At 68.6% G+C, this 6,907-nt stretch carries 6 protein-coding genes; all 6 read right to left on the reverse strand.

What is annotated here, in order from left to right; translation table 11 throughout:
- The coding region (locus VJR25_RS05360; RefSeq protein ID WP_324113295.1) for a hypothetical protein at positions 1–983 on the reverse strand (983 nt) is incomplete at its 3' end.
- Between the two features lie 63 nt (positions 984–1,046).
- Entirely contained in the window at positions 1,047–3,188 is a 2,142-nt protein-coding gene (locus tag VJR25_RS05365; RefSeq protein ID WP_324113297.1) for an acyltransferase family protein, read from the reverse strand.
- A 58-nt stretch (positions 3,189–3,246) separates the two neighbouring features.
- Complete coding sequence (locus VJR25_RS05370; protein WP_324113298.1) at positions 3,247–4,725, reverse strand: hypothetical protein; 1,479 nt, start codon at positions 4,723–4,725, stop codon at positions 3,247–3,249.
- A gap of 84 nt (positions 4,726–4,809) precedes the next feature.
- Complete coding sequence (locus tag VJR25_RS05375) at positions 4,810–5,598, reverse strand: ABC transporter ATP-binding protein (protein WP_324113300.1); 789 nt, start codon at positions 5,596–5,598, stop codon at positions 4,810–4,812.
- Positions 5,598–6,494 (reverse strand): ABC transporter permease, encoded by an 897-nt coding sequence (locus VJR25_RS05380; protein WP_324113302.1) that lies wholly within the window; start codon positions 6,492–6,494, stop codon positions 5,598–5,600. The genes VJR25_RS05375 and VJR25_RS05380 overlap by 1 nt, the downstream gene beginning before the upstream one ends.
- Positions 6,495–6,604: 110 nt before the next feature.
- Positions 6,605–6,907, reverse strand: a 303-nt coding sequence (locus tag VJR25_RS05385; protein ID WP_324113304.1) for a glycosyltransferase, incomplete at its 5' end; no start/stop codon positions are given.

The raw sequence follows: 6,907 nt of genomic DNA on the forward strand, positions 1-6,907 counted from the left end.
GTGTAGTGCAGGAAGAACGACGGTGCGGTCAGCAGCACGATCGAGTCGGCGGCGAACAGCACGACGTACAGTCTCGCCGTCCGCACCGTCAGCGCGACCGCGACGGCCGCGACGCAGACGAGCGCCATGACGATCGTCAGACCCACCGTGTTCAGCCCGAGCTTCGCCAGAACGGGCGGCACGGCGTAGTCGCCGAGGATCATGTGCACGCGTGCCCCGAGGGACGTGGTCGTGGCCGTCCGCCCCAGCTGGTCGAGGACGATCTCGCGGAACGACGCGGCCGGGTCGGCGAGGAAGAACGGCAGGTAGGTCGCGCAGCCGCCCGCTACGGCGCCGAGCAGCATCCGCCACCACCCATGCCGGCCGGACCACGCGATGATGATCGCAGCGGGAACGAGGTACCAGATCTTGAATCCGGTCGCGACGCCCAGGGCGACGCCCGCCACGAACAGCCAGCCCGCACGGCCGCGCAGCGCGGGCCGTGCCACCACTGCCAGCGCGGCCAGGATGCCGAGCGTGCCGACGGGCTCCAGCAGGATGCTGCGCTCGCCGTACGCCGCCACATAGGCGACGGCGTAGAAGAACCCGCCGGCGGTGGCGGCCGTGAACCCGAACCGACGCAGGATCGCCGCCACCAGCACCGTGTTGAGCGCACCGATCGCCATGAACCCGAGGCGAGCCGCGATGAAACCCGTCGAGTCCGTCGTCAGGGCACCGATCCCGGCGAACGGGACTCCGGCCAGCACGACGCCCGGCGGCTGGAGGAACAGGAAGTCGGTGTACGGCATCCGCCCGTGCACGAGCGCCGCCGCAGCCGCGTAGTAGACCCCGTCGTCGTAGCCGCCGACTCCGAGCAGGCCGCCGCCGCGCAGCATGAGGAGCAGCCGGATGCCGAACGCGACGAGCGCGAGCCCTGCGTAGAGGATGCCCCAGCGGAGGTCGCGCGAGCCGGATGCCACCATCCCACTGAACGCCGGGGGCACTAAGAAGGCGTCAAGAACCCCGGCCGCTCCACCGGACCGGGCCGGACTGGGCCGAAGCCCGCGTCAGCGTCGCAGCAGCCGATCCGCGGCGGCCTGGATGTCCGGTGTCAGCGAGCGCACGAACGTGGTCGACAGGTGCCCGCGATCGAAGTAGACGATCGTGCCGCCGAGGACGGAGTAGCAGGTGCTCGCCGAGCAGATGCGATCGGTGAGATCGAGCATGGCGACGTTCGGGTCGTGCATCTGCTGCGCCGCGTTGGCGGCGGGATCCACCTGCTTGCGCGCGGTCGTCCCGTCGCAGGCGGAGAGATCGTCGAGGTGCGCGGCGACGCAGTCCGGGACGTCCCGCAGATCGGTGGCGTAGGGCGTGTCGTGCAGCACGAGAACGCGTCGTCCCGCCGCACTCCACTCCTCGAGCACCTTCTGGTAGTCCTTCTGGGCCGCGGTCTGCGTCTGCGCCAGGTCCTTGCCGGGCATGAGGCCGGCCGTGCGGTTCGAGAACACGACGAGGTCGTACTTGTCGTGCGCGATCGCCGCGATCGCCTTCTTGTTCCACGCCAGGCAATTCGCGGTGCGCGCCGGCGACTCGTACGTGACGACCGCGTCGACCGTGTAGCACTCGGAGATCAGATAGGTCGTGATCGACCAGTTCTCCTTCTTCGCGATCTGCTGCAGCGCCGGCAGCCAGTGCCCCGCATGCGAGTTGCCGACGAGGGCCACCTTGACGGCGGTGGGTGAATCACTGCCGTAGTGGCAGGTCTTCTGCTGGGAGAAGTCGCCGAGGATCCAGCAGTTGTCCTTGTACGGCGCAGGCTGGTCGGCCGCCGCGAAGGTGGCGCTGGTGAGCAGCTTGCCACCGTGCGGACTGCACTCGGTCGGATGTGCGAGGGCCTGCCCGCCGAAGCACGAGGTCGGGTTGTCCAGGGCATGAGTGACGGCCCCCTGCTCGGCGCCTGCGCGCTGGGCCTGCCAGCCGATGATGCCGGCGGCGGTGACGCCGAACGCGAGCATGCCGACGATCGCGAACACGAACGACCGGCGCAGCGGCACCCCGAGCGGCTTGCGACCGCGGAAGACGTCTTCCACGTACACCTTCGACAGCCAGGCGAGAGCGATCGCGACGGCGATCGCGACGAGCTTGTCGGACCGGTGCAGGCTGTGACCGACCACGTACGGCAGCAGCACGAGCAGCGGCCAGTGCCAGAGGTACAGGCCGTACGAGACATCGCCGAGCAGCTGCACCGGCTGCCACGACATCGCGCGCAGCGGCGAGAACAGGCCGCGGCGCACGGCGGCGAGAAGCACGAGGGCCGTGCCGACCACCGGCAGCGCGGCCGTGTAGCTCGGGAACGGCATCGAACCCGTGAAGGTGATGCCCGACCAGGCGATCATCGCGAGACCCGCGTACGCCAGCAGCAGTCGCACGCCGTCGTGGTCCTTGAGCCGCTTCTGGAGCCAGCGGAACACGCAGGCGGCGAGGCCGCCGACGCCGAGTTCCCAGATGCGGGTCCAGGTGATGAAGTACGCCCCGGCGGGGTTGACGACCGTGATCCAGATGGAGACGACGAAGGATGCCAGCACGATCGTGCCGAGCACGGCCGTGATGATGCGGCGCCGCTGCCGGCGGCGCGTGGCGGCGGCCAGGAAGAGGCCCGCCATGACGAGCACCGGCCAGAGCAGGTAGAACTGCTCTTCGACCGACAGCGACCAGAAGTGCTGCACGGGGCTGGCTGCGCTGTCGGCGGCGAGGTAGTTGACGGCCTGACCCGAGAGGAACCAGTTCTCCACGTACGAGGCGGATGCCGCGATCTGCGCGAGCCAATTGGTCCACACGGTCTGCGGCGCCCAGATCAGCACCCCGACGATGGTGACCGCGAGCACGACGAACGTGGCCGGCAGCAGACGACGGATGCGTCGGCCCCAGAACTCCGCGAGGTCCCGCGCCGAGCGGGGCGGCCGCGCGAGCAGATGGCTCGTGATGAGGAAGCCCGAGATGACGAAGAAGATGTCGACGCCGACGAATCCGCCGGGAAGGAACCCGGGGAAGAAGTGGTAGACCACGACGAAGAGCACCGCGATCGCGCGCAGCGCCTGGATGTCCCGGCGCTGCTTGTCCTCGCGTCGGGCGGCTCGCCTCGGAGCGCTCTGATCGGCCCCGGTCGCCGTCGGCGGCGCGGATTTCACGGTCGGATCAGTCAAAGTCACTGAAGTCATTCAACCCTGTCAGCTTGAACAGGTACTGGGAACGCGGCGAGAGCCCCGTTCAGCGGACGGTCTCGCGGAGCACCCACCGGCCGTCCCGGAAGAGCGCCGGCCCCGCCGAGAGCGTCCGGGTGGATGCCCGGTCGAGCGCGTTCCGCCACACGACGATGGCGGCTGCGCCCGAGGTGAGGTAGGTCGTCGCGTGCTTCTGCCACAGAGGGTTGTCCAGGCGCGGGACGTCTTCGCCGTGCACGATCACGGTGTCGGCATCGTAGATCCACCCGGTCAGATCGGGCTGCAGTGCGCAGCTGTCCGCGAGGTCCCGGCTGAGCACGTCCATCGAGGCGAGGATCGTCGGGTCGTCCGACATGACGCACCCGCGCACCTTCGCGGCCGCCGTCGTCAGCCCCGCTACCGGCACGCGGATGCCGAATCCGTGCGCGATCATTCCGGCGTTGAGGCCGATCATGCCGACGACCGCGACGCCGGCGATCGCGCCGCGCACGACCGACCACGACGGGATCGCGGCGATCCTTCCCACGGCGAGACCCACCACGAGAGCCGTCATCGGAGTCGTCAGCGCCGCGTAGTGCGGGTAGAACGACGGCACGACGAGCAGCATCGCGACGTCCGCGATGAACAGCACGGGGTACAGGCGCGCCCCCCGCACGGTGAGCGCGATGACCAGGAGCACGATCGTGAGCGCGGCGAGGGTGCCGGTGAGCGTATCCGTGGTCACCCCGCTCTGCAGCAGGTCGGAATCCGTGACCCGGTAGTTGCCGAGGATGATCTGCAGGCGCTGCATGAGGTCGTCGGCGCGGCCGCGACCCGTCTGGTCCTGCACGACCTGCGTGACCATCGCCGCGGGTGCGCGCACGAAGAACGGCAGACACACCGCCGTCGCGCCGAGCACCACGCCGACGAGCATGCGCCACCAGGCCCGTCCGGCGAACGCCACGATGATGAGGACGGGCACCGCGTACCAGATCTTGAAGCCGCAGGCGACGCCGAGCGCGACGCCGGCGAGCACGGCCCAGGGCGTGCGGCGCACGAGGGCGGGCCGGGCCAGGATCGCGAGGGCGACGAGGATGCCGGTCGTCCCCATGGGCTCGAGCAGGATGCTGCGCTCGCTGTACGCGGCGATGTAGGTGATCGCGTAGAAGAATCCGCCCACGGCGGCGGTGAGGTATCCGAACCTCCGCAGGACCGCGGCGACCAGCACCGTGTTGACGGCCCCGAGCAGCATGAATGCGACCCGGCACACCGCGAGGCCCAGCGCGTCGCTGGTGAGGCTGCCGAACCAGGCGAACGGGGCCCCTGCCAGCACCACGCCGGGCGGCTGCAGGAACAGGAAGTCCCGGTACGGCAGGCGGCCGTGCACGAGCGCGTCGGCCGCGGCGTAGTAGACCCCGTCGTCGTAGGCGCCGAGTGTGAGCAGCCCGCCGCCGCGAAGCATGATCGCGAGCCGGACCGCGAACGCGACGACGCCGATCGCGCTGTAGAGAGCCCACCAGTGCCAAGTGCGCGAACCGAGTGTCACCCGTCAACTCAACGCGGGCGGCACTCAGAAAGCGTCAAGAAAGCTCAGTGGACACAGAAAGGCGCGTCGAGGCGCGCCGACGGCTCACTTGCCGTTGAGCACGTCGAGCGCGTCGTCGATGTGGCCGTCGAAGACGACTTTGCCCTTGCGGATCACGATGCCGCGCGAGCACAGCTCGCGCACCTGCCCGGCGCTGTGGCTGACGATCATCATCGTCACGCCCTGCTCGCTCATCTCCATGAGCTTCGCGTTGCACTTCGCTCGGAACGGCGCGTCGCCGACCGACAGCACCTCGTCGACCAGCAGCACGTCCAGTTCGACGTGGATCGCGACGCTGAACGCGAGGCGCATGAACATGCCGGACGAGTAGTGCTTGACCGCCTGGTCGATGAAGTCGCCGATCTCGCTGAAGGCGACGATCTCGTCGAAGCGCTCCTTGGTCTCCTTCTCGCTCATCCCGAGGATGGCGGCGTTCAGGAACACGTTCTCCCGGCCGGTGAGATCGGGGTGGAATCCGGCGCCGACCTCGATGAGACCGGCGACCCGGCCGCGGGTCAGCACCTGGCCCTCATCCGGCAGCAGCACGCCCGACACCATCTTGAGCGTCGTCGACTTGCCGGAGCCGTTCAGGCCCATGACCGCGACGCATTCGCCTTCGCGGATGGTGAACGAGACATCGCTCAGGGCCTGGAACTGCTGGGAGCGCACGGACTTGCGCTTGACCCAGTTGATGACGGCCTCTTTGAACGAGTGCGTGGTGCGCTTGTTGAACCACTTCGAGACGTGGTCGAGGATGATGCTCGGCTGCGCGTGGCTGTAGTCGGGGACGACCTTGCGCTCGGGCTGGTCGGTGTTCGTGGAGTTCGTCGTCATCACAGATCCTGGGCGAACGTGCGCTCGAAGCGGCGGAAGATCAGCTGGCCGAGCATGAGGAGGAGGACGGTCATGATCACACCGCCGATGATGTAGGCCGCGAAGTTCGGCGGGAACTGCACCTGCGCCAGGGCCTTCGGGTCGTCCGCGGGCACGATCGGTGCCCAGAACGCTTTGTGGAACATCAGCACCGCGACGGTCACCGGGTTGCTCATGTAGATGTCGAAGAAGATGACGTGCCAGCCGTGCACGTGCGCGTAGACCTGCTGCCAGGTGTACAGCACCGGTGACGACCACGTCGCGATGGTGCGGATGATCTCGACCACGTTCTGCGCGTCGCGGAAGCGCACGTTGACGGCCGCGAAAATGAGCCCGAGTCCCAGGACGAACGGCATCACGATGGCCATGCCGCCGAGGAACAGGCCGATGTTCCCGAACGTCGGCACCCAGCCGTTGAACACGCACACGATCACCAGCACCGCGAGCTGCGGCAGGAAGTTCACGAAGGCGCTGATCAGCGCCGCAACCGGGAAGAGCTCGCGCGGCAGGTAGATCTTGCGCACGAGCGCCTTGTTGCCGACGATCGACCCGGTGAGACTGCCGATCGCCTCGTTGAAGAAGTTGACGACGACGAGGCCCGAGAACAGATAGATCGGGAAGTACGGCACGTTCTTGTGCATGCCGAGAAGCTCGCCCATGACGACGTAGTACAGCAGGAACTGCACCGTCGGCCGGGCATAGGACCACAGCCACCCCATGACGGAGTTGCGGTACCGCAGCGACGTGGCCTTGCCGATGAGCAGCTTCAGCAGGTAGCGGTGGCGGAAGATGTCGAGCAGGCCTCGCCCCTGGCCCGGGGTATCGAAGGCGGTCTTGTCGATAGCGGTGGTAGTCACAGACATGTCCTTGCGGCCTCACGCGCTCGCGTCCGGGCCACCCGCAATTCTAGTGAAGGTCGCGCTGAGAACCGCCTGCACACGGTGGGGCCCCTGGCGTCGCGCCGGTCTCAGAGTTCGGCGTGCAGCTGCCAGACCCGGTCGGCGGCCTCGTGCCACGAGAACGCCCGGCCCCGGTCGGCGGCGAGCACCCCGAGCCGGTCGGCCGCGTCGGCGGATGCCAGCGCACGCTGCAGGGCCTCCGCGAGCACGTCGGCATCGGCTTCGGCGGAGTGCGTCTCCCCCACCACGAGACCGCCGTCGACGATCGTCTCGCGATGGTCTGGCGAGGCGACCGCGACGACGGGCACGCCCAGGCGCAGCGCCTCGACCACCCGCCACGGGAACGCCGGACGGCGCGACGGCGCGACGAA

The organism is Microbacterium sp. (genome assembly GCF_035277845.1).
GTDB lineage: Bacteria > Actinomycetota > Actinomycetes > Actinomycetales > Microbacteriaceae > Microbacterium.